Annotated in this window: 23 protein-coding genes; 7 read left to right on the top strand and 16 right to left on the bottom strand. The window is 43.2% G+C overall.

The window, feature by feature from the left end:
• Positions 1–9: 9 nt before the first annotated feature.
• The gene (locus HZC34_00620; GenBank protein ID MBI5700339.1) at positions 10–381 is read right to left on the bottom strand and encodes a type II toxin-antitoxin system VapC family toxin; all 372 of its coding nucleotides are present in this window, start codon (positions 379–381) and stop codon (positions 10–12) included.
• Between the two features lie 3 nt (positions 382–384).
• The gene (locus HZC34_00615) at positions 385–627 is read right to left on the bottom strand and encodes a hypothetical protein (protein ID MBI5700338.1); all 243 of its coding nucleotides are present in this window, start codon (positions 625–627) and stop codon (positions 385–387) included.
• Between the two features lie 319 nt (positions 628–946).
• Between HZC34_00615 and HZC34_00610 the strand changes: the two genes are divergently transcribed.
• On the top strand, positions 947–1,117 hold the full coding sequence (locus tag HZC34_00610; GenBank protein ID MBI5700337.1) for a hypothetical protein: 171 nt from the start codon (positions 947–949) through the stop codon (positions 1,115–1,117).
• Positions 1,118–1,188: 71 nt separating this feature from the next.
• Here the strand turns inward: HZC34_00610 and HZC34_00605 are convergent, their stop codons facing one another.
• The 14 genes from HZC34_00605 to rlmN all read right to left on the bottom strand — a co-directional run bounded on the left by HZC34_00605 (position 1,189) and on the right by rlmN (position 17,058).
• The gene (locus tag HZC34_00605) at positions 1,189–1,959 is read right to left on the bottom strand and encodes a protein-L-isoaspartate(D-aspartate) O-methyltransferase (GenBank protein ID MBI5700336.1); all 771 of its coding nucleotides are present in this window, start codon (positions 1,957–1,959) and stop codon (positions 1,189–1,191) included.
• 620 nt (positions 1,960–2,579) lie between these two features.
• A complete protein-coding gene (locus HZC34_00600) occupies positions 2,580–4,670 on the bottom strand; it encodes a glutamine synthetase III (protein MBI5700335.1) in 2,091 nt (696 codons plus the stop codon).
• Between the two features lie 121 nt (positions 4,671–4,791).
• Positions 4,792–5,130, bottom strand: coding sequence for a P-II family nitrogen regulator (locus HZC34_00595; GenBank protein ID MBI5700334.1), 339 nt, complete (start codon positions 5,128–5,130; stop codon positions 4,792–4,794).
• A gap of 1 nt (position 5,131) precedes the next feature.
• Entirely contained in the window at positions 5,132–6,346 is a 1,215-nt protein-coding gene (locus HZC34_00590) for an ammonium transporter (protein ID MBI5700333.1), read from the bottom strand.
• A 178-nt stretch (positions 6,347–6,524) separates the two neighbouring features.
• Entirely contained in the window at positions 6,525–6,869 is a 345-nt protein-coding gene (locus HZC34_00585) for a P-II family nitrogen regulator (GenBank protein MBI5700332.1), read from the bottom strand.
• 16 nt (positions 6,870–6,885) lie between these two features.
• On the bottom strand, positions 6,886–8,103 hold the full coding sequence (locus tag HZC34_00580) for an ammonium transporter (GenBank protein ID MBI5700331.1): 1,218 nt from the start codon (positions 8,101–8,103) through the stop codon (positions 6,886–6,888).
• A 164-nt stretch (positions 8,104–8,267) separates the two neighbouring features.
• On the bottom strand, positions 8,268–8,609 hold the full coding sequence (locus HZC34_00575) for a P-II family nitrogen regulator (GenBank protein ID MBI5700330.1): 342 nt from the start codon (positions 8,607–8,609) through the stop codon (positions 8,268–8,270).
• Between the two features lie 11 nt (positions 8,610–8,620).
• Positions 8,621–9,970, bottom strand: a complete 1,350-nt coding sequence (locus tag HZC34_00570; protein MBI5700329.1) for an ammonium transporter — start codon at positions 9,968–9,970, stop codon at positions 8,621–8,623.
• 15 nt (positions 9,971–9,985) lie between these two features.
• Positions 9,986–10,747 carry a hypothetical protein gene (locus tag HZC34_00565; GenBank protein MBI5700328.1) on the bottom strand — a complete coding sequence of 254 codons (762 nt, stop codon included), beginning with the start codon at positions 10,745–10,747 and terminating at the stop codon, positions 9,986–9,988.
• 111 nt (positions 10,748–10,858) lie between these two features.
• Positions 10,859–12,367 carry a sigma 54-interacting transcriptional regulator gene (locus tag HZC34_00560; protein ID MBI5700327.1) on the bottom strand — a complete coding sequence of 503 codons (1,509 nt, stop codon included), beginning with the start codon at positions 12,365–12,367 and terminating at the stop codon, positions 10,859–10,861.
• 45 nt (positions 12,368–12,412) lie between these two features.
• Positions 12,413–14,002: an NAD+ synthase gene (locus tag HZC34_00555; protein ID MBI5700326.1), complete on the bottom strand. Its 1,590-nt coding sequence runs from the start codon at positions 14,000–14,002 to the stop codon at positions 12,413–12,415.
• Between the two features lie 140 nt (positions 14,003–14,142).
• Positions 14,143–14,511: a response regulator gene (locus HZC34_00550; protein ID MBI5700325.1), complete on the bottom strand. Its 369-nt coding sequence runs from the start codon at positions 14,509–14,511 to the stop codon at positions 14,143–14,145.
• Positions 14,512–14,526: 15 nt separating this feature from the next.
• Positions 14,527–16,029: a HAMP domain-containing histidine kinase gene (locus tag HZC34_00545; GenBank protein MBI5700324.1), complete on the bottom strand. Its 1,503-nt coding sequence runs from the start codon at positions 16,027–16,029 to the stop codon at positions 14,527–14,529.
• A gap of 15 nt (positions 16,030–16,044) precedes the next feature.
• Positions 16,045–17,058 carry a 23S rRNA (adenine(2503)-C(2))-methyltransferase RlmN gene (gene rlmN, locus HZC34_00540; protein MBI5700323.1) on the bottom strand — a complete coding sequence of 338 codons (1,014 nt, stop codon included), beginning with the start codon at positions 17,056–17,058 and terminating at the stop codon, positions 16,045–16,047.
• Between the two features lie 59 nt (positions 17,059–17,117).
• On the opposite strand from rlmN, the gene topA reads away from it, so the two are divergent.
• The 6 genes from topA (at position 17,118) to HZC34_00510 (ending at position 21,749) form a co-directional block, all read left to right on the top strand.
• Positions 17,118–19,178, top strand: a complete 2,061-nt coding sequence (gene topA, locus HZC34_00535) for a type I DNA topoisomerase (GenBank protein ID MBI5700322.1) — start codon at positions 17,118–17,120, stop codon at positions 19,176–19,178.
• A 91-nt stretch (positions 19,179–19,269) separates the two neighbouring features.
• Positions 19,270–20,118 carry a pantoate--beta-alanine ligase gene (locus HZC34_00530; protein MBI5700321.1) on the top strand — a complete coding sequence of 283 codons (849 nt, stop codon included), beginning with the start codon at positions 19,270–19,272 and terminating at the stop codon, positions 20,116–20,118.
• Positions 20,115–20,510: a prepilin-type N-terminal cleavage/methylation domain-containing protein gene (locus HZC34_00525; protein MBI5700320.1), complete on the top strand. Its 396-nt coding sequence runs from the start codon at positions 20,115–20,117 to the stop codon at positions 20,508–20,510. The genes HZC34_00530 and HZC34_00525 overlap by 4 nt, the downstream gene beginning before the upstream one ends.
• Positions 20,507–20,839 carry a prepilin-type N-terminal cleavage/methylation domain-containing protein gene (locus HZC34_00520; protein ID MBI5700319.1) on the top strand — a complete coding sequence of 111 codons (333 nt, stop codon included), beginning with the start codon at positions 20,507–20,509 and terminating at the stop codon, positions 20,837–20,839. The genes HZC34_00525 and HZC34_00520 overlap by 4 nt, the downstream gene beginning before the upstream one ends.
• Positions 20,840–20,953: 114 nt before the next feature.
• Entirely contained in the window at positions 20,954–21,361 is a 408-nt protein-coding gene (locus HZC34_00515) for a prepilin-type N-terminal cleavage/methylation domain-containing protein (GenBank protein ID MBI5700318.1), read from the top strand.
• Positions 21,354–21,749, top strand: a complete 396-nt coding sequence (locus tag HZC34_00510; GenBank protein ID MBI5700317.1) for a hypothetical protein — start codon at positions 21,354–21,356, stop codon at positions 21,747–21,749. The genes HZC34_00515 and HZC34_00510 overlap by 8 nt, the downstream gene beginning before the upstream one ends.
• Positions 21,750–21,752: the final 3 nt, after the last annotated feature.

Here is a 21,752-nt window from a genome sequence, read left to right as displayed (position 1 = left end):
ATAAAACTTCTAATCCAAATGATGCAGAGAAATTTCTTTTATGTTAATAAAGTGGCGGATATTTCTTGTAACCAACTCTACTCCCATTTTCCAAGCGCATGCGGCGATCAAGCCATCTATTAAATCGCATCTATATTTGCGCCTAAACTCTGCTCCTATTTGAGCAATTTCAGAATCAATTTCAATTCTCTGAAATATGCTTAATAGTTTATTAATTTCTTCGACTTTTCTTGCATTTAGATGGAAACCGGACAAGACCTCTGCTTCAACTATCGTAGAGATATACCCTTTTATTATCCCATTTTCTATTTTTGAAAGAAGTGCTGAAGCTTTTTCTTCTCCACGAAGATGGTCGATAATAATATTGGTATCAATAAGCATTACTTATTTTGAAACTTCCCTTTTTAAACGTTTCTTCGCCGAACGGCGCAATTTGTTTTCAAATTGAATGCCATTAGTCTTTATTTTTAAAATACCGGATGTTTTGCTGACAATACCACCTTTATTAGGCGAAGATAATATTATTTTGTTGCCATTTTCTACATCAACCAACAAATCCCCGTTTGGCGTACTAGGGAAGACTTTTAAGATAAATTTATAAATATCCTTAATTTTAACTTTTGTCATGGATATCCTCCAATTGGTACTAATTGAGACCAGTTAGCAACTCGGAAACCTGCGACTAAATCCCGATGTGGGAATCGGGACAAGCGTCGCGGTTTCCTCGTGCCCTTTTGCTAATAGCATTATAACTTGTCAAGCCCACTGAGCTCAAGCCCTATTCTAATTCAGCTTAAAAGCCGATAAATAATCTTGTCATTGCGATAAAAATATTTTTTGAAATCTTTGTTGAAATTTTGCCAACTTCTATTGGCTTCTCTCCTGCTTGAATTTCCGGCTTTTTCTCGTTTGCTATAATTGTTTTATCTTATTCAGGAGGTGTCTTATGTTCAAGGAGTTAAAAGGTTTCGGCGGAAATCTTTTCGAGGCGGAATTCACCAAAAACGTCAAGAACAATTATGCGTCTCATATCCTGGTTAAACTGGTCGATTTCGATTGGTCGTTCATTCATGATGAAGCCAAAAATTACTACAGCAGAACCGGCAAGCATGCCTAGGCGGCAATAAATTTTCAAAAAAAGCCCCGCAATCCTCCTTCGCCCGAACTCCGCCGGACAGGTCGCGAAGGCTACCCTTCATTCACCAGCTCGACAAAAGCACATAATAATATTTCCTTGACCAATATTTCCCCGCCGCGGCGATCGATCATGTTAAGCATGCCAAAGTTGCCGCCTTTTTGTTTTGCAACAGGTATTACCATTCGACCTCCCTCCTTTAGCTGGCCAAGGAGGGCCTCCGGAATATGGTCGGCCATTGCGGTTACAAGTATTCGGTCAAAGGGAGCCTTCTCGATCGAACCCGATATTCCATTGCCGACTATTACGGCAACATTGTCTGCCCCTATTTGTTTTAAAACTATTTTTGCCTTTTCCGCGAGTCCGGGAAACCTTTCGATCGTATAAACTTCCCGCGCCAGCCGCGATAGTACAGCCGCCTGGTAGCCTGATCCGGTCCCGATCTCAAGAACACGTTCCGTCCCGTGCAGATCAAGCAAAGCAGTCATAATGGCAACGATCTCGGGCTGGGATATGGTTTGCCCTGATCCGATCGGTAAAGGTGAATTATTATAAGCATAAATCGCCTCTTCTCTTGGACAAAATAATTCCCTTTTAATTGCCCGCATTGCGTCCAAAACATTTCCCAAACCGGCGAAGTCTCCGCGCTTTGTTGCAATATTATCGAACAATTTGTCGCTTTGGGCCCTAAAATATCCATCAAAATAGCGTGATAGCTCCGATCTGCCGAATTCTTCAGGAAAAACTTTTTCTGTTATTAAACATAAGGGAACAAGGCGCGTATCATCCGATAACTCGCCAAGATCTGCCTGCAGGCTAAGCATCATCATTGCTATATTTTGCTCATCCATCTCAAAACATGAAATTATTTGCAATAATTTTGCTGCGGACTTTATCTCCACCTCATCGGGAATGCCAATGTTTCCATGGCGAAGCAATGTTGAAATATCAATTTGAGGGGAAGTTGCGTCACTTTTTTTTCGCATTCCATCGAATCGATCGAACATCCTTTGTACTTCTCTTTCATTATTCGCATTATCGCAATCTTCAGCCCTAATAAAACCACTTAAACCTGTATTATATGAAGGAGTGCCAAACGACGAGGACATCCCCAGATCTGAAAAAGCTCTATAAAGAGATTTTCTTTTCAAAACTTCAGCGGCTCTTTCATGGTTAAACCGCCCTAAAGCATTCAAATCTGTCAAACGATGCCGAACTTTGCAGCTCGAAAGTATGTTTTGAAGATTGGTAATTCTCATTTTTTCTCCCTCGTTTTTACTTTACATCCGGGGTTAAAACCCCTACAATATATTATCGGCAGGGAATTTAAAAATTTCACCCGAGTGGAGGGGAAGTATTTTGAGACTGGTTAGCAACTCAGAAACCGCGAGCCGTGCCTACCGGCAGGCAGGGTTCACTTGCAGGTTCCTAACTAGTCTCATTATTACAAGATCGTTAAAAGCTCCTGATATTTAGCCATCGGCCAGAATCCGTCGGCGACTATTGTTTCTGCGCGATCGACGCTCTCGCGGAGATCATTCAGCGCATTTGCCCCATTCTTAGCGTATAGTTTTGCTTTTTTATCAAGATTCTCTTCTTTCTCGCAAACAACTATCGCTTTTTCTAGGCTCTTTATCGCGGATTGGATATCGGAATATAGAGAAGCCGCAATTTTAAGATCTGCGGAAATTGCTGTTGATTTTGAAGCCGCCTTTGCGTCTCCTAACATCGAGATCTGGGAGAGAACGGCTGGCAATATTAAAGTTCTGGCAATATTTAATCCGGCTTTAAGCTCGACGTCCTTTAGCTTGATGTAAGCATCAATTTTGATCTCCACTTTTGAATGGAGCTCTCTCTTTGAAAGTACTCCGTATTTCTCAAAAAGTTCGGCAACTTCTTTTTCGAGCATAAGATCAAGTGCATCGGGAGTATTCTTTGCATTAGGCAATCCCCTCTTTGCCGCTTCTTTGTGCCATGCTTCGGAATAATTGTTGCCTTCAAAACGCACTTTCTTTGTTTCTTTTAGGACGTCTTTCAAAACAAGGATCGCATTTTCTTTTACGTTCCCGCCTTTTTTAGCCGTCAGCTTCTTTACTATCTCGTCATATCCGTAAGCTACCAGCAAATTAAGCGTTGTCGCGGCTTCCGAGCAGTTCTGCGACGAACCAACAGCGCGGAATTCGAATTTATTGCCCGTAAAAGCTACTGGAGAGGTTCTATTCCTGTCGGAAGTATCCTTGGCTACTTTAGGCAAATTTTTGACTCCTAATGTAATGTGCGCCAAGCTCTTTTCGTTAACTTTTGATCCGATGCCCTCGATCTCATCCATGAGCCCCGCAAGATGCTCGCCAAGATAAACAGACATGATGGCCGGAGGAGCTTCGTTTGCACCTAAACGGTGATCGTTCCCTGCGTCAGCAACTGCCGCACGAAGAAGTCCACCGAATTTGTTCACCCCAAGAAGTATTGCTCCCAGTGTTAGAAGGAAATTGATGTTCTTGATCGGTGAATCCGACGGTTCCAGGTAATTTGTAACCTCATCCCCCATTGACCAGTTGAAATGCTTGCCAGATCCATTAACACCAGCAAATGGTTTTTCATATAATATCGCAACCATTCCGTGCTTATCGGCAACTTTTTGGATGATCGTCATAAGCTGGAGATTGTGATCGATCGCCAAATTAGCTTCTTCATAAAGAGGAGCTATTTCAAATTGGTTGGGCGAAACCTCATTATGCCTGGTCTTTGAAGGGATGCCATGCCTATAAAGCTCGTTATCAAAATCCTCCATGAACATCATAACTTTGTCTTTGATCGCACCAAAGTAATGGTCTTCGAGCTGTTGGCCTTTTGCGGGAGCCGCGCCAAAAAGCGTCCTGCCGGTTATGCGAAGATCCGGGCGTGATTCGTAGAGCTCTTTTGATACCAAGAAATATTCTTGTTCGGGCCCGCCGTAAACATTGATCTTTTTAACCGAATTGTTGCCTAACAATTTCTGAAGTTTGATCGCTGATTCGGTCAAAGCTTTCATTGAACGAAGGAGGGGAGCTTTGAGATCAAGAACTTCACCTGTCCAAGATAAATAAACCGTGGGAATAACCAAAGTCTTTGTATTGCCTGCTTCAAGCAAAAATGCCGGGCTTGTAGGATCCCAAGCTGTATATCCTCTGGCTTCGAATGTTGATCTGATGCCGCCTGACGGGAAACTTGACGCATCAGGCTCGGATTGTATCAACTGCTTTGCGCTGAAACGTTCGATCATATCCCCATCTTTTCCGTAGCTTAGAAATGCATCATGCTTTTCGGCTGTGCCGCCGCGCTGCGGCTGGAACCAATGGGTAAAATGCGTTGCGCCATTTTCTATCGCCCATTCTTTCATTGCATGGGCAACATCGCCTGCGATCGTTTCGTCCAATGAGGCGCCCCTATCCAAAGTCGAAACCAGCTTTGCATAGACTTCTTTGCTTAATTTTTCTTTCATCACCTTTTTGCTGAATGTGAGCTCTCCGAATATCTGGCTCGCCGTTTTTGCCATTTTTATCATTCTCCTTTATTTGTCGATATCTATTTAAAATATAGCAATTAATATGATATAGCAATTAATATGCCACTATTGAATGCTAAATATTTTAGCATAATATTGACAATTTTGTAGTTTAAAGAGCCGTTTGTCCGCTTTCGCCCGTCCTGACCCTTACTACAGCTTCAATAGTCGAAATAAATATTTTTCCGTCACCCGCGCGGCCTGTTCTTGCGGCATCGGCTATCGCTTTTACAACTGCGTCCGCATCGGATTCCTTCACAACAACTTCAACTTTTAATTTTGGAAGGAACTCTACCCTATATTCGCCTGCACGCCATTCAAGTAGTATCCCTTTTTGCGTACCACGTCCTTTAACCTCGGTAACTGTCATCCCGATAATGCCTTTTTCTTCGAGCGCATTTTTTACTTCTTCAAGTTTTTCAACCCTGATTATCGCTTCGATCTTTTTCATATTAGTACACCGACTCCCCATGCTGGGCGATATCGAGGCCAACATCTTCTTCGTTGTCTTTTGCCCGCAATAAAAACATTGTATCAACAATTTTTGCTAAAATATAGGTCGCCGCAAATGAGAATATGGCTATTACCGCAACAGCTATTAATTGGATCTTGAATTGCGTTATATTCCCAAAGAAAAGCCCATTGGCGCCTGCGGGATTCAATGCTTTTTCGGCGAAAAGACCTGTTGCAATGATCCCCCACATACCGCCTATCCCATGGCAAGCAAAAACATCAAGAGATTCGTCGAAACCGATCTTCATCCTGAAGATTATCATGTAGTATGAAAATATTGCCGCTACAACTCCTATCATCAAAGCAGAAAGGGGGCTAACAAAACCTGAAGCAGGGGTTACTGCGGCAAGGCCGGCAATTGCTCCGGTAGAAAAACCGAGCGCAGAAGGACGTTTGTGGCTCCAAGAGATTATCATCCAAGTAAGCGCCGCGGCAGCTCCTGCGGCATTTGTCGCGACAATTGCTTGGGTTGCGATCGCACCAGCTGAAAGCGCCGATCCACCGTTAAACCCAAACCAACCGAACCATAAAAGAAACGCACCAAGAACAGTAAGAGGAATATTGGATGGTTCCATTGGGACTTTTCCATAACCTTTTCTTTTTCCAATGACCAATGCGACAGCGAGCGCCGAAATACCCGCCGTAATATGCACTACGGCGCCGCCGGCAAAATCAAGGACACCCATATTTCTCATCCATCCGCCAATCCCCCATACCCAATGCGCAACAGGCGCATAGACGAACGTTGACCAAAGAAGCGTAAAAACCAAAAAACCCGAGAAATTAATTCTCTCGACAAAAGCACCCGTAATAAGGGCGGGAGTAATTACAGCAAAAGCTAATTGAAACATCATAAAAGCAAGATGAGGTATTCCCGGAGCATAAGCCGCATAGGGAGCGCCCGTTACATGAGCTAGGCCCAGCCAATCAAGGCCTCCTATTATCCCTCCGCGATCAGGACCGAACGCAATTGTATATCCATAAAGTATCCATTGTACCGAGATCATGGCGAGCATAGTGATCGATAGCATGATGGTTGACAAAAGATTCTTCTTTCTGACCATGCCGCCGTAGAAAAATCCGAGAGCCGGGGTCATGAGGATCACAAGAGCAGTTGAAATGAGCACCCACGCGGTATCGCCGCTATTGATCATTGCTAACACCTTCCTTCAAAAGGAATGGCAGCAATTAACTTGCCAAGAAGACACCAATGCCCATTATGCTTTATTTTTAGGCATTATTAAGCCTAATTTTATAGCACACAAAACATCAACTAATCTACATTTTTGTATTAAATAATTAGCGTTTGCCTAATTATTATACAAATATGTATTATAGAACCGATCTACCTTTTTCGCCGGTCCTGACCCTCACAACTTCGTCAACCGGTGATGTAAATATCTTTCCGTCTCCAGCTCGTCCGGTCCTTGCGGTATCGGATATGATCGAAACAACTGTTTCAACGCTTGATTCATCGACAACAAGCTCGATCTTTAATTTTGGAAGAAACTCCACCCTATATTCTCCGGCACGCCATTCAAGCAAAATGCCTTTCTGGTTCCCTCTGCCTTTTACATCGGTCAAAGTCATCCCAATGAAACCTTTCTCCTCAAGAGCATTTTTAATTTCTTCAAGTTTTTCAACTCTAATAATCGCTTCTATTTTTTTTAACCCCATAATATTCTCCCCCTTATTAACTAAAAGCGGATTCGCCGTGCTGGCTGATATCGAGCCCAACCTCTTCTTCTTCCACTCTTGCCCTTAATGAAAATATCGCATCAACGATCTTTGCCAGAATAAAACTTACAATAAATGAGAAAGAAGCCACAACTAATACTGTCAGAGCTTGTATCCCAAACTGGGCCGGATTTCCAAAGAACAATCCGTTAGCTCCGGCAGGATTGATCGCCTTTTCGGCAAATAGTCCGGTGAGTAATGCTCCAACCATCCCCCCCATTCCGTGGCAGGCAAATACATCCAATGAATCGTCAAGCCCGGACTTTGTCCTGATCAAAATTGCATAATAAGAGATCAACGCGGCAACGGTTCCTATTACTATAGAAGAAAGGGGGCTAACAAATCCCGACGCCGGGGTTATCGCAACAAGCCCAACTACCGCACCGGTAGCCAAACCTAGAACACTAGGTCTTTTATGGATCCAGCTAACTATCGTCCAAGTGAGACCAGCCGCCGCTGCAGCAATTGTCGTTACAACAAAAGCTGATGCAGCTAATCCACCGCATGAGAGAGCCGATCCACCGTTAAACCCGAACCATCCAAACCATAGTAGAAATGCTCCAAGAATTGTTAATGGAATATTTGAAGGCTCCATAGGAAACTTTCCGTATCCTCGTCTTTTTCCGATAACCATAGCGATAGCAAGAGCCGTGACACCGGCGGTAATATGGACAACAGTTCCTCCAGCGAAATCAAGCGCTCCAAGATTCCTAAGCCATCCGCCAACACCCCATACCCAGTGGGCAACCGGATCATATATAAATGTTGACCAAAGTAATGTAAATACCAAAAATCCCGAGAAATTTATTCTTTCAACAAAAGCTCCAGTTATTAGAGCTGGAGTAATGACTGCGAAAGCCATTTGGAAAACCATAAATGCGAGATGCGGGATTGTTGCGGCATATGCGGCATTTGGAGCTTGGCCTACACCCATAAGTCCTAACCATTGAAGTCCGCCAATTAATCCTGCGTGATCATTTCCAAAAGCTAAAGTATAGCCGTACAATACCCATTGTATAGAAATTAGGCACAAGATCACAACGGACAGCATCAAAGTTGAAAGCAGGTTCTTTTTTCTGACCATACCTCCGTAAAAGAATGCAAGAGCGGGGGTCATCATTATTACAAGAGCGGTCGAGATCAAAACCCAAGCGGTATCTCCGGTATTTATCATAACTAACACCTTCCTATGCCCATATTGTAGCAATTATTCAGCCAAGAGAATGTTAGGCAAAATCATACATTATTGTATTTTATTGGCCAATTAGTTACAATATTGAAGAGGCTGCCCTTTGAAGGTGTTAGCAATAAAGTTAACAAGGACAGCCCCCCCATAGTTTAGATCGCTTTTTCGTTCTCTTCTTCGGTCCTGATCCTTACAACCCTTTCGACCGAATCCAGGACAAATATCTTGCCATCGCCTACTTGGCCGGTTTTTGCGGCCGCAACCAAGATCTTGATCAATTTATCGACATCCTGGTCTAAAACATAGATCTCGATTTTGATCTTTGGCAGGAGATTAACGGTCTTTTCGCTGACCCTATATTTTTCGACAAATCCCTTCTGCCTACCCGCGCCAAAAACTTCCGATACTGTCAATCCGACAACTCCGGCCGAAGTCAGGGCGCTTTTAACTTCTTCCAATTTTTCGGGCCTTATGAAACATTCTATTTTTTTCATGGTAGTCTCCTTTACATCACATCTCTTGGATAAGCGATCGACGTCATTTCTGCGCGATCCAAACCAAGCACTTCTTCTTCAGGTGTTACTCTGATCCCCATCATTGCATCTTGTACCTTAAAGAAGATATATGAAAGGCTATAAACGAATATGAAACAAGCAATAACACCTATGATCTGCGATACCAATTGTCCGGGATCGCCATGTAAAAGCCCTGAAACATTTCCTTTTATGCCATTCAACCCATCTCCGTATGTGCCATTGGCAAAAATACCAAGGCTTATCATTCCCCACAACCCATTTGCGCCGTGCACAGAAACCGCGCCGACTGGATCATCGAGTTTTAACTTCCATTCGACAAACCAAACGCTCAAGCAAACAAGTACACCGGCAATAGCGCCTATTATTAATGAAGATAACGGACTTACAAAGGCGCAAGGAGCCGTTATTGCGACAAGTCCAGCTAACATTCCGTTGGCGCACATGCCAGGATCCGGTCTTCCCTGCTGCCACCATGTATAAAGCATAGCAAGAAAAGCACCCGAAGCTGAAGCAAGCATCGTGTTCACGGCGATTATTGCAATTCTTGGGTCCGTTCCCGAAAGTGTGCTTCCAGGATTAAAACCGAACCATCCAAAAGCTAAGATGAATGTACCTAGTATTGCCATTGGAATGTTGTGGCCTGGGATCGCAACCGGCGTTCCGTCTTTTCTAAATTTACCGATCCTCGCGCCAAGAACTAAAGCTCCAGCCATTGCGCAAACTCCTCCCACCATATGGACGACTGATGATCCCGCAAAATCGACCAAGCCATGGCCGAATCCAAAATTCGCCCCAAGCTGTGAAAGCCAGCCTCCGCCCCATACCCAGTTACCATAAATAGGATAAAGGATCGCGGAAACGAAAAATCCATATATCACGAAAGCTTTCCATTTCCATCTCTCGGCCATAGCGCCGGTAGGAATTGTTGCCGTCGTATCCATGAATACCATCTGGAATAAAAAGAACCCAATAACTCCCATGCTGGTTATCCCGGACAGTGCAAAGCCTGTCATGCCGAACAAGCCGAAACTTTTACCAAAAAGGCTGATCGTAAACTCTCGGCTTAAGATTTCAGGACCAACGCCAAGAGTCGAAAGGGCCCCAATACCGCCAAACATCAAACCAAACCCTAGAGTAAAAAAACCTAATATCCCTATCGCGTAGATCATCATGTTCATAAGCATCGTATGGTTCGCGTTCTTGATGCGCGTCATTCCAACTTCGACCAGAGCAAACCCTGCCTGCATGAACATTACCAAGAATCCGGTTACCAGAAGCCAGACCATATTTATTGAATTTCCCAAACCTGCTAGATCCATTTTACTCGCCTCCTTTTATATGTTGATATCCAACTGGGTCGTCCATTTCCACTTGCCGTTCAGCGCAGTGCTGTTAAAGAACACGGGGCCTGTTAACAAGCTAATTGTTTTATTAAAGAAATAATAAAGGCCGAAGCCGCCGCCGCCTAAAGCATTATTGCCAGAAGAATAGTCTGCCGCAAAAACAATCCTGTTGTATTCGCCGGAAGAATCCTTAACTGGCGCAAACCCTTTATCATATCCAAGCATCCAGCCGGAATTGTCTGTCCCTAACCCGAGCGAGCTGAAGTTCCCTGTGTAATACGGGCACGCATGTATCCTGCCTGCCGCGCCAAGATCTTTTCCAAGGACAAGATGGATAATGTTCTGCCCGGATGTCGCTTGGTTCAAGCCGACGTTAAATATACCGAGGTTCACGGCCGGAGATCCAGAAAAAAGAGCGCCTTCAGGCATTCCTATTTTTCCGTTCAGGAAGAACGGGTCGTTTAACGGTTCCATATAATCGATCCCGACTTCGGCCTGGATCTTATCCCCTGGAAGTACGCCGACCGTCAAGCCGACATCGGTAGGAAATGCTCCCGCGCCCGGAGTTTCGGTGAACTTTGTTAATGCCGTAAAATAGTTGTCTATACCAATGTGCCACACACCGTAACCTTGGACATCGTAGACGCATGGCGTCCAATAAGTCGTCGACGGCGTCGCCCCCGCTGAAACAATGAGACAAAGCGACATAGCGACATAGAAACAAAGAGACATAGCGACGATTTTTACTTTCATAAAGCGCTCCTTTTTCCCATTATGGGCTAGTAGGAGCAATTATAATACCAGATATTTACGAGGGGTATTAGTCAAGTTAATTACAATATTGTATGTATATACATTTTTGTATCAGGCGGAGATGTTATAGATCTTTATTTTATAGCCAAGCATTCTCTCGGTTATTCCCAATGCGCGCGCGGCATTTCTCTGTGTCTTAAAATTCTTTAAAGCTTCTTCTATTTTTTGCTTCTCGATCGCTTCAACAATTTCAGGAAGCGTTGCCCCAGCCGAAGCCGCTCCAATATCTTTAGTCGTTTGGATATTTTGCGGTATTTCAGTTGGGGTAATAACATCCTTCTTGCTCAATACTACAGCGCGCTCAATTGCATTTTCAAGCTCCCTGATATTTCCGGGCCATGAATAAGCCATAAGGACATCTAGGGCCGCCCTATTTATTCCTTTTATCTTTTTCTTGTTCTCTTTATTATATTTTCCGATAAAATGGTCTATCAAAACAGGGAGATCTTCTCTTCTTTCGCGAAGCGGCGGCAGGTGAATAGGAAAAACGTTTATCCTATAAAAAAGATCTTCCCTGAATTTCCTATCTTTAACCATTGCGGAAAGGTCCCTATGAGTTGCGGCGACAACTCTGACGTCAACTTTTATCGTCTGCGTCCCGCCTAATCTTTCAAACTCTTTTTCTTGAACAACTCTCAAAAGCTTAACTTGAGTTGAGAGCGTTAAGTCGCCTATTTCATCAAGAAATATCGTCCCGTTATCGGCCATTTCAAATCTGCCGATCTTTCGCTCCATAGCTCCCGTAAACGCTCCTCTTTCGTACCCGAAAAGTTCCGATTCCAAAAGATTTTCCGGTAACGCGGCGCAAGCTACTTTAATAAAGGGCTTATTGGCTCTGGGACTTGAATAATGGACAGCCGATGCGACAAGCTCTTTACCCGTTCCCGACTCGCCAAGTATCAAGACGGTAGCCGAACTCTCCGCAACCTGCATCGCGCCTTCAAGCATGGATTCCATAACGCTTGAGCTATAAATGATATTCTTGAATTTATATCTGCCTTTCAATTCCTGCTTAAGCTTTATATTTTCGGAAACGACCGCTTGCTTGTCTTTTTCCGCCATTTCGCGGATCATGACGGCTTGGCCGACCATCGAAGCAATGATCGTTAGCAGTTTTATGTCTTCTTCAAAAGAAACATCCGACTTAAATAAATGATCGACCGAAAGAGCTCCGATGATCTTGTTTCCGATCTTTATTGGAACGCAAAGAAAAGCAAATTTTCTTTCTTTTAAATTCCTTCTTGCCTGCGTCCTGTCCAAAAACGATGGTTCAGCTTCGATATTAGGAATGATCATAGGTTTCCCGGTCTCAACGACCTTGCCCGTGATCCCTTCTCCTATTTTATATTTGCCTCTTTCTTTTTCTTGGTTTGTGAGCCCATGCGCAACTTCTATGTGAAGTTCGGAAGTTTTAGGATCGACAAGAGTAATTGTTCCGCGCTCCATGCCAAGTGAATCGGATAGAACTTTTAAAATGGAATTCAATGTTTTGGCAAGATCGAGCGAGGACGACAACACATCGCTTATTTCTACAAGAACAGTAGCTTTGATGTCCTTCATTATTGTAACATGATATACAATTTTGTAGATATTGTCAAGTGGCTTTTAGGATTTATATCCGTTCGTTATCGGTAGCCGCCAATCTTTGCCGAACGCTCGCGGGGTGATCTTGGGGCCGGGAGGCGACTGTCGGCGCTTGTATTCGGAATTGTCGATCATAGCAATTATTTTTTTTACGACGGCGGAATCAAATCCTTTTGCCGCAATTTGTTTGATACTTTTATTTTCTTCAACATAAGCCTGCATGATGGGATCCAGGATATCATAATCTGGGAGCGTGTCTTGATCGGTTTGGTTAGGTTTTAATTCGGCGGTAGGCGGCCGCACAATGATAGAATTTGGGATCGCTTCCGATTTTTTATTCCTGAAATCGACAAGCTTATAAACCAATGTTTTTGGGAGATCCTTGAGCATAGAATACCCCCCGGCCATATCGCCGTACAATGTACAATAGCCGGTCGACATTTCGGACTTATTGCCGGTTGTTAATACTAAATATCCGAATTTGTTCGATAGGCCCATCAAGATATTGCCGCGGATCCTTGCTTGAAGATTCTCTTCTGCAATATTGGCGGGTTTTCCTTCAAAATGAAGATCAAGTTCTTTTAGATATGTCGAAAAGATGCCGCTGATCGGGATAACTTTTAGCTCTAAACCCAGATTTGCGCAAAGCGTTTGCGAATCTTCAAGGCTTTGTCTTGCGGAATATGGGGAAGGCATATAAACCGCATGGACTTTATCTTTTCCCAATGCGTCAACAGCTAAAGTCAAGGTCAAAGCGGAATCTATCCCTCCCGAAACGCCGATTATTACATCGGAAAACTTATTCTTCCTGGCATAATCCCTTAAATTCAATAACAAGGCTTCATAAACTTCATCATGATCGCCAAGCCATGTATTTTTCTGTTTTTTCCCGCCAAGGTCGAAAATAAAAAGTTCTTCTTTGAACTGTTTGGCCGCTGCAACGGCCTCGCCTTCCGGGCTCACAACCATGCTTCCACCGTCAAATACGAACTCATCCTGCCCTCCAACCATATTCACATATATTGTATATGCTTTTATAGCCTTGGCTCTTGATCTTAGGAGTTTTTCGCGCTCTTTGATCTTTCCCCTGTGATAAGGAGAAGCGTTGATATTCAAAATTATCTTTGCGCCTTTTTTGGCTTCATCATAATAAGGCCCGCGCTCGACCCAAATATCTTCGCATATTGAAAGTCCTATTTTATACCCCCTAAAACTTATGACCGAAGATTTACCGCCCTCCGTAAAATATCTTTTTTCATCAAATACCGAATAATTGGGCAAATTATTTTTATGGTAAATCTCTTTTATTTTTTTATCAACAATAAATGCGCCAGCATTGAATATCTGGTCATTTTTCTTATCGACAAACCCCACATAACAAGCGAGATTGCCGCATGATGCGGCGATCTCTTTAAGGGCCTCTAAGTTGTCAGTTATAAATTGTGGTTTTAAAAGCAGATCTTCGGGAGGATATCCAACGATCGCAAGCTCCGGAAAAACAACAAGATCGGCATCTTGTACTATTGCTTCATTAATAAAATCGGTGATCTTTTTTGTATTGCCTTGAATATCACCGACAATAGGATTTATTTGCGCCAACGCGATCTTCATATGATTTTAAGTTCGCAAACCAGCGACTAAATCCCGATGTGGGAATCGGGACAAGCGTCGCGGTTTCCTCACGTCTCCTTCCTTTTTTGTAACCGCGAAGTTCATTCGCAGGCTCAAAAAAGGCCATTAATTATCTTTATTTATTTTCCCAGAAATCCTTTGATCTTATCAAGAAGCTCCTGGGATTCGAAAGGTTTTACGATGTAACCGTCGCCGCCAACTTCTTTCCCTTTTTGTTTGTCGGAATCCTGCGCCCGAGCGGAAAGCATGATTATGGGAATCTTTTTGAAAGCTTCATCGGATTTTATCTTCCTGCATACTTCAAAACCGTCCATTTTAGGGAGCATCAGATCCAGGATAATGAGATCGGGCTTGCCCCCGATAGCCTTTGCATACGCTTCTTCCCCGTCAAAAGCGCATTCAACTTCATAGCTATTTGCCTCAAGCCTCATTTTTATCATTTCAACCAGCAGGGACTCGTCATCTACAACCAATATTTTTTTTGCCATGTTGGCCTCCTCTTATTATTCTTGGGCAACCGGGATATTAAAACACACTTTCGTCCCATAACCCAAACCTTTCGATTCCACGAAGATCGTACCATGATGAGCCTCAACTATCCCTTTCGCAATAGCAAGCCCCATCCCAAGGCCTCCGGCTTCCCTAGTATACGAACTGTCGACCTGGTAAAATTTTTCAAATATGCGGCTTATATTTTCCGCGGCAATGCCTATCCCGCTATCGATAACGCAGGCATTGATCGATTCCTTGCCGCCTTTGACTCTGATCGAAATCTTTCCGCCTTTAGGCGTAAATTTCATTGAATTCCCAACTAGATTGAGCATCAACCTGCTCAATGCGCTCCGGTCCGCGTATATAGTCGGCACATCAGCCGGGAGGTCAAGCTCCAGGGCCAATTTCAATTTTTGCAGGTCAAAACTAAAGGCTTCTTCGATTTCCTTGATGATCTCGGGCAAATATACGAATTCTTTTTTAATGGCGAATGTCTTGCCCGTCTCCAGCCTCGCAACGTCCAATATCCCATCGATCAAATTATTCAAATGCTTGCTTTGCCTTTTTATGGTTTTTAGCGCATCTTCCTGCTTTTCGTTCAATGGCCCTAATATCTTTTCCAAAAGGATAAGCGTAAATTCCTGGATAGGCGTCAGGGGCGTTTTGAGCTCATGGGACATGACGGATAAAAACTCGGTTTTCTTTTGATTGGCGGCTTTGACCTCTTCCAGGGCGGCTTCGAGCTCGGAGGTCCTTTCTTTGACCTTGTCTTCAAGGGTTTTGGCGTGCATCTCGATCTTTTTATTCGATACTTTAAGATTGGAAGTCATCTGGTTGAATGATTGAGCAAGATCGCCGATCTCGTCTACGCTCTCGATCCTGATCTTGTAATCAAGGTCCCCGCCCGCTATTTTTTTTGTACCGACAACAAACTTCTCGAGCGGTGAGACCAAAAAGAGCCTGGTCAATACAAATACCCCTAATACGCCAAAAATCACAACCCCTAAAGTAATCCCGAATATTATCTGGGAAATTTGCGCCATTGCATCATCAACTTTAGACAATGATATCCCTAATTTTACTTCCCCGACAAGTTTTAAGTCGCTTGTTTTAGACCACGGGCCAATTGGTATCTTTTTTGAAAGTTTTGGAGCAATAATTGATTCGATCGGAACATCGATATTAAAGACCGATGAACGGACAGTTTGGAGGCCGGATATCTGCGCGAGGATGGTTCCTTTTGTATTGACAATCTGCGCATAAACAATGTCTTTCTCATTTTTCAACCCATTAAGCATTATTTGCAAATAATTGGCATCGTTATTTACAATTGCCCGTTCGCTGCCGTATGCGATATTTCTAGATAAAATATATCCTTTATCTTTTAAGTCGCTTGTTATTCTAACGCGTTCGGAAAAAATCAAAAAAAGAGTGAGAAGGGAGGCTGTAGCAATGATTAAAAGAGAAAGTGACAATCCAAATTTAAATATTAGCCCAATTTTCTCGAACCTCATGAAGCGATTATATCCTTAACCATTATAAACCGCAAGCTGCCCGCAGGCGGCATTGATATCGGCGCCGCGGCTTATCCTTCTAACCGATCCTATCCCCTTGTCTTTTAGCGCATCCAAAAAATATTCGATCGTTTCGCGTGGTGAAGGCTTAAAAGTTTTATCATGGGCGTTGAAAGGGATAAGATTTACATTAACTTTAAGCCCATGGCAGAAATCGATCAGGGCATGAAGATCAATATCCGAATCGTTTATCCCGCCAAGCATTACATACTCAAGCGTTACTCTTCTTCCAGTCTTATCTTGGTAATATTCCAAAGCTGACCGTACTTCATCGAGAGAATACGTTTTATTAATAGGCATTATTTTTGACCGGACTTCATTTCGCGCGGAATTCAAGGACACAGCAAGCCTCACCTGAAGAGGGACTTCGGCCAAATTTTTGATCCCGCTTGGAACGCCTGCCGTTGAAATGGTTATTTTCCTGGCTCCGATCCCCATGCCATCTTTTGAATTCAATATATGAATGCTTTTTAAGACATTTTCAAAATTGAGGAATGGCTCTCCCATGCCCATAAAAACGACATTATTCACGCAGTCCGACAAATATATTTGTGAAAGAATTTCCGGAACAGTTAAATTACGGATGAGCCCCATTTTCCCGGTCGCGCAGAATCTACATGAAAATTTACAGCCGACTTGGGTTGAAACGCACACTGTTGCCCTGTTATCTTCTATCATATGAACAGTTTCGATCTGATTTCCGTCTTGAAGTTTTAACAAATATTTCTTCGTTTTATCTTTTGATGCTGATGTTTTTATGATCTTAGTGTAAAAAATTTCGTATTTTTGAGAAAGCTCGGCCCTTAAGTCTTTTGCTAGGTCGGTCATTTCCCCAAAAGAACGTGCATGCTTCTTATGTACCCATTTATATATCTGTTTTGCCCTAAATTTTGCCAAACCCAGCTCTTTTTCAAGTTCGGACAGTGAAAATTCCAGCAAATTGGTCATTGGTAATTGGTCATTGGTCATTACATGTATATGTTATAGCATTTGACATCCTAAAACAACACGTGCTAACATCGAAAAATATGAAAAGCCTTGTTATTGTCGAATCGCCCGCGAAAGCAAAGACCCTGGAAAAGTTTCTTGGAAAAAATTATTCGGTGCTTGCCTGCGGTGGGCATGTCATGGACCTGCCGGGCAAAAAGCTCGGGGTCGACGTCGAGCACGATTTTAAGCCGTCCTATGTCACGATAAAAGGCAAGTCAAAAATAATAAACTCCCTTAAAGCCGCCGCAAAAACCGCCGCAACAATATTCCTCGCCCCCGACCCTGACCGCGAAGGCGAAGCGATAGCCTGGCATCTTGCCGATATCCTGGATTCGGGAAAAAAGATCAAAAGGATCGAATTCCACGAGATAACCAAAGAAGCGGTAACAGAAGCGGTCAAGAACCCGAGGACAATCGATATGAAGAGGGTCGACGCCCAGCAGGCCAGGCGCATTTTGGACAGGCTTGTTGGATACAAGATATCCCCCCTGCTTTGGAAAAAAGTCAGAAAGGGATTGTCGGCGGGGCGAGTACAATCGGTCGCGGTAAAACTAATAGTTGAAAGAGAAAAAAAGATACGGGCCTTTATTCCACAGGAATATTGGAGCATAGAAGCCTACCTCAACAAAAAAGAAGCGTCCATCGTCGCGAAATATTTATCAAAAGATGCCATTCCAAACCAGGCGGAGGCGGATAAAATAACAAATGAATGCAAAAATGCTTCTTTTGCCGTGTCCGATGTAAAAAAGAAAGAACAGAAGCGCAACCCGAGCGCGCCTTTTATCACATCCACCCTCCAGCAGGAAGCGGCAAGGAAGCTGGGATATTCCGCAAGAAAAACAATGACAATAGCGCAGCAGCTTTATGAAGGCGTTGATCTGCAAAAAGAAGGGCACGTCGGTCTTATTACATACATGAGGACGGATTCGGTAAGGATAGCGAATGAAGCCCTCTCCTCTGTCCGGGAATATATCGCCAAAGAATTCGGGAAAGAGTTCCTTCCCGAAAAACCGAATGTTTTTAAAACAAAAAAATCTGCGCAGGATGCCCACGAAGCGATCAGGCCTTCTTCTGCCGCGAGAAACCCGCAAGCAATAAAGGACAGTTTAACACCGGAACAATTCAAACTTTACAATTTGATCTGGATGAGATTTGTGGCTTGCCAAATGAACCAAGCGATAGTTGAGCAAACATCGATCGATATTTCGGCCGGAAGCCATGCCTTCCGCACAACAGGCTCCATAATCAAATTCTTCGGGTTCATGAAGCTTTATGAAGAATCAAAAGATGAGAAAGAAGACGATAAAGAAGCGATATTGCCCGACCTAAAAGTTGGCGATATTTTAATTCTCGATAAACTTGACCCAAAACAGCATTTTACGGAACCGCCTCCCCGATATAGCGAAGCATCGCTTATCAAGGAACTTGAAGAAAAAGGGATCGGCCGCCCATCGACTTACGCCCCGATACTTTATACGATCGAAACGCGCGGCTATGTTACGCGCGAGAGCCGCATCTTTAAGCCAACGGAACTCGGAGAAACAATCTCCAACCTTTTGGAAAAACATTTTCCAAATATCATGGATTATGAATTTACGGCCCATATGGAAGACGAGCTCGACGAAATAGTCGAAGGAAAGCTCAATTATGTAGATGTTTTGAAAGAATTCTACGATCCTTTCGCAAAAGACCTGGAACGGGCTTACGAGAAAATGGAAACGCTCAAGAAAGACAAACCAACCGATGAAAAATGCCCGACATGCGGACAGCCGGTTGTTATAAGGAACGGGAGATTCGGCGAATTTCTCGCGTGTTCAGGTTTTCCTAAATGCAAATTCACAAAAGCCATAACAAAAAGCCTTGGTGTCAGCTGTACGAGAGAAGGATGCAGCGGCGAGATACTTGTAAGGCGCACTCGCCACGGTAAAGTATTTTATTCCTGCAGTAATTATCCCGAATGCAAGATCGCTTTTTGGGACAGGCCAATAGCCGAAAAATGCCCAAAATGTTCAAAGATCCTTGTTGAAAAAGCCTTAAAAAATAAGATCGTCATCAAATGCAGCGATAAGGCCTGCGATTACGAACGGGAAAAAGAATGAAACAATATTTGCTAAAAAACTTCATTTTCAAGATGCTCGCCCTAATATTGGCTCTGATGCTCTGGATGCTTGCCCGCGGCTTTTTTATTAGATGAAAGCAATCAAATCACCAAAAGAAATGAGCTTGTTTTCAAAGCGCACATGCGAGCGCGGGCAGAAGATCGCGCTAGTACCGACGATGGGTTCTCTCCATGAAGGCCATTTATCTTTGGTCGAGAAAGCCAGGAGCCTGGCCGATATGGTCGTTGTTTCCATTTTTGTAAATAAAACCCAATTTGCCCCGAACGAAGATTATAATAGCTATCCAAGAGACCTGAACCGCGACAAAGCGCTTTTGAAACATCTTGACCCCATCGTGTTATTTACTCCAAGCGCATCCGACATGTACCATCCGGATTTTGGAACCTGGGTCGAAGAAGAAGTTTTATGTAAAAAGCTATGTGGAAAGTTCAGGATGGGCCATTTTATGGGCGTTACAACTGTTGTCGCCAAACTTTTTAACATTGTCAGGCCTGACTTGGCTATTTTTGGAGAAAAAGATTATCAGCAATTGCTTATAATAAAAAAACTCGCCAAAGATCTTAGTTATCCGGTAGAAATACACTCCTGCCCGACGGTTCGGGAATATGATGGGATCGCAATGAGCTCAAGAAACCAGTACTTATCCGAAAAAGACCGCAAATCGGCAACGATGCTATATAAGTCATTGATAAGGGCTAAGAAAGATATTGAAGACGGCGAGATCGATAGCAGAAGGATCATAGTTAATATTGGAAGGCTTTTGGGATTTGAGCCGTCGATAAGAGTAGATTACACAGCGATAGTCGATCCGCACACTCTCGAGGATATAAAAGAAGTTAAGGGCAGAGTTTTGGCCGCTCTGGCGGTTAGGATCGGAAAAACGCGCCTAATAGACAATATGATGATCTCTCCTAAATGAAAGGGCCTTCCGGATTTTCCCTGATCGAATTACTTGTCGTCATATCGATCATCGGCTTTATCCTCGCTATTTCCATAAATACTTTCTCATCATTTCAAAACGGATTAAGGCTGAAAGCTGCGGCTGAAGGCATTGCATCCGACCTGAAGCTCGCATCCGATGCGGCAAAAAGCAAAAAAGAAACAGTGGCGGTCGTTTTTTATAAGGATTCTTACGAATTCTCTTTGTCAAAAAAAGGCATTTCGCCATTAAAGATACTAAATCCCCAAACAGTAAAATTCTCCGAATCCGGGAACCCGCAACCCGGATATTTTGGGACTATAATTCTAACTGATTCAAAGCATATAAAGAAAATAATAATATCCCCTATCGGAAGGATAAGGATAGCATGAGAAAAAAAGGCTTTACGCTTATCGAAACTCTTATTTCGCTGTGTATATTGGCCGTTGTGGCCATTTCATTCTCATATCTATTTGTTTCAAGCATGCAATCGGCAAATGAGACGGAGAATTATGCCAAGGCCTTGTACTTGGCGGAGAGTAAAATGGAAGAATTGCGGTCCAAGAATTTTTCCGAAATAAATTCCTCATCGTTTGATAGCGGCAACGGACAAACGGTCGTGAGTCCCGTCACATACGACTTATTGGAAATACATTTAAGCTATAACTGGATGAAAAACCGCAAACCAATAGAATTCTACTCAATGAGGTCGAAATATTAAATGAAAATCCTCTCCGCTTTACCCTCTCTCATTCTCCCCCTTGATAAGGGGGAGATGTCCCGAGCCCTGAGCGAAGTCGAAGGGTCGAGGGACAGAGGGGGTCATGGACAGAAAGTGGCGGGCTTTACTCTTATAGAAACGCTGGTCACGCTTTCAATCTCGGCAATTATCCTTATTGTTTTATCTGCTGTCTTTTCAACATATTTTAAAACTTACGGCAAAAAGGCCGCATCAACAAATATTTCGGAGCTAAAACGATCTATTTTAACCGGCATATTGGACGACCTCCGTTTTTCATCAAGCTTAGAAGTCAACTCAAATAAGATTTCATTTTCCAAGGCCAATTCCGCCATAAAATATGAATATAAAAGCGGAAAAGTCAAAAAAACTATAAATAAATACTCGAATTACCTGTCCGAAGCGGGACAAATAAATAATTTGGCTTTTGCGAAGGTCAAATATAATTTGATCAATGTTGTGGTCGATCCCTTATCGGCCGAGGTAGCGATAAGAAATGAATAATAAGGGAATATCGCTTATATTCGCAATATTCTTCATAAGTTTCCTATTAATAATTAGTTTGGGGATGATCAGGTCGGCTTACAATTCGAGATCAACAATCCATTTGGAGAAGGACCATCTTACTGCCCTGTATCTGTCCGAAGGCGCCATAGAAATTGGAAAATCCAGGTTAATTAGCAATCCAAATTGGTATACGGATGCCGCAATGGACGGGAAATTATCCGATTGGTTAAAAAACAGGGCAAAAGGCGAAACAACCGCAAGATCGGACAAGTTATCATTAAAGACCGTAAAAATATTCAATAGATCGGCTCTCTATGGGATAGGTTATTGCAGAGGATCCTGTGCTATAATTAAGTATGAAAATGGAAAATTTGAGGAAATATAGCTC

The organism is Candidatus Saganbacteria bacterium (assembly GCA_016223245.1).
Taxonomy (GTDB): Bacteria; Margulisbacteria; WOR-1; order XYC2-FULL-46-14; family XYC2-FULL-37-10; genus JACRPL01.
This window is presented reverse-complemented; position numbering and strand designations above follow the sequence as displayed.

Excerpts from the sequence above, each read along its gene's own strand:
- HZC34_00620 (MBI5700339.1), bottom strand. The coding sequence starts at position 381 with ATGCTTATTGATACCAATATTATTATCGACCATCTTCGTGGAGAAGAA.
- HZC34_00615 (MBI5700338.1), bottom strand. The coding sequence starts at position 627 with ATGACAAAAGTTAAAATTAAGGATATTTATAAATTTATCTTAAAAGTC.
- HZC34_00610 (MBI5700337.1), top strand. The coding sequence starts at position 947 with ATGTTCAAGGAGTTAAAAGGTTTCGGCGGAAATCTTTTCGAGGCGGAA.
- HZC34_00605 (MBI5700336.1), bottom strand. The coding sequence starts at position 1,959 with ATGCTTAGCCTGCAGGCAGATCTTGGCGAGTTATCGGATGATACGCGC.
- HZC34_00600 (MBI5700335.1), bottom strand. The coding sequence starts at position 4,670 with ATGGCAAAAACGGCGAGCCAGATATTCGGAGAGCTCACATTCAGCAAA.
- HZC34_00595 (MBI5700334.1), bottom strand. The coding sequence starts at position 5,130 with ATGAAAAAGATCGAAGCGATAATCAGGGTTGAAAAACTTGAAGAAGTA.
- HZC34_00590 (MBI5700333.1), bottom strand. The coding sequence starts at position 6,346 with ATGATCAATAGCGGCGATACCGCGTGGGTGCTCATTTCAACTGCTCTT.
- HZC34_00585 (MBI5700332.1), bottom strand. The coding sequence starts at position 6,869 with ATGGGGTTAAAAAAAATAGAAGCGATTATTAGAGTTGAAAAACTTGAA.
- HZC34_00580 (MBI5700331.1), bottom strand. The coding sequence starts at position 8,103 with ATGATAAATACCGGAGATACCGCTTGGGTTTTGATCTCGACCGCTCTT.
- HZC34_00575 (MBI5700330.1), bottom strand. The coding sequence starts at position 8,609 with ATGAAAAAAATAGAATGTTTCATAAGGCCCGAAAAATTGGAAGAAGTT.
- HZC34_00570 (MBI5700329.1), bottom strand. The coding sequence starts at position 9,970 with ATGGATCTAGCAGGTTTGGGAAATTCAATAAATATGGTCTGGCTTCTG.
- HZC34_00565 (MBI5700328.1), bottom strand. The coding sequence starts at position 10,747 with ATGAAAGTAAAAATCGTCGCTATGTCTCTTTGTTTCTATGTCGCTATG.
- HZC34_00560 (MBI5700327.1), bottom strand. The coding sequence starts at position 12,367 with ATGAAGGACATCAAAGCTACTGTTCTTGTAGAAATAAGCGATGTGTTG.
- HZC34_00555 (MBI5700326.1), bottom strand. The coding sequence starts at position 14,002 with ATGAAGATCGCGTTGGCGCAAATAAATCCTATTGTCGGTGATATTCAA.
- HZC34_00550 (MBI5700325.1), bottom strand. The coding sequence starts at position 14,511 with ATGGCAAAAAAAATATTGGTTGTAGATGACGAGTCCCTGCTGGTTGAA.
- HZC34_00545 (MBI5700324.1), bottom strand. The coding sequence starts at position 16,029 with ATGAGGTTCGAGAAAATTGGGCTAATATTTAAATTTGGATTGTCACTT.
- rlmN (MBI5700323.1), bottom strand. The coding sequence starts at position 17,058 with ATGACCAATGACCAATTACCAATGACCAATTTGCTGGAATTTTCACTG.
- topA (MBI5700322.1), top strand. The coding sequence starts at position 17,118 with ATGAAAAGCCTTGTTATTGTCGAATCGCCCGCGAAAGCAAAGACCCTG.
- HZC34_00530 (MBI5700321.1), top strand. The coding sequence starts at position 19,270 with ATGAAAGCAATCAAATCACCAAAAGAAATGAGCTTGTTTTCAAAGCGC.
- HZC34_00525 (MBI5700320.1), top strand. The coding sequence starts at position 20,115 with ATGAAAGGGCCTTCCGGATTTTCCCTGATCGAATTACTTGTCGTCATA.
- HZC34_00520 (MBI5700319.1), top strand. The coding sequence starts at position 20,507 with ATGAGAAAAAAAGGCTTTACGCTTATCGAAACTCTTATTTCGCTGTGT.
- HZC34_00510 (MBI5700317.1), top strand. The coding sequence starts at position 21,354 with ATGAATAATAAGGGAATATCGCTTATATTCGCAATATTCTTCATAAGT.